We start from the raw sequence: 340 nt of genomic DNA, 5'->3' as shown, positions 1-340 counted from the left end.
TTTGTAAGTGCCCACACAAATTGCTTGAATAGAAAAGTAAAAAGCATGTAAGAAATGCGATAGGACTGTAGCTCAGTTGGTTAGAGCGCGCCCCTGATAAGGGTGAGGTCGGTAGTTCAAATCTACTCAGTCCTACCAATCTTCTTACGAACTCTATGATGTGGGGCTATAGCTCAGCTGGGAGAGCGCCTGCCTTGCACGCAGGAGGTCTGCGGTTCGATCCCGCATAGCTCCACCACATCATAGTTGTTAAAATACAAAGCTAAGCAAGCTTAATGCTTATCTTTGCTTTTTAGCAAATTGCTCTTTAAAAATTTGGAAAGCTGAATAAATAAAGAAG

General features: G+C 42.6%; 2 tRNA genes. Both read left to right on the top strand.

The window, feature by feature from the left end:
* Positions 1–61 precede the first annotated feature (61 nt).
* A tRNA-Ile gene (locus CXF93_RS02925) sits at positions 62–138 on the top strand.
* A 24-nt stretch (positions 139–162) separates the two neighbouring features.
* Positions 163–238, top strand: a tRNA-Ala gene (locus CXF93_RS02920).
* Positions 239–340 lie beyond the last annotated feature (102 nt).

This window comes from Moritella sp. Urea-trap-13, from assembly GCF_002836355.1.
Taxonomy (GTDB): domain Bacteria; phylum Pseudomonadota; class Gammaproteobacteria; order Enterobacterales; family Moritellaceae; genus Moritella.
The sequence above is the reverse complement of the archived record's forward strand: the minus strand, read 5'-3'. Positions and strand labels throughout refer to the sequence as shown.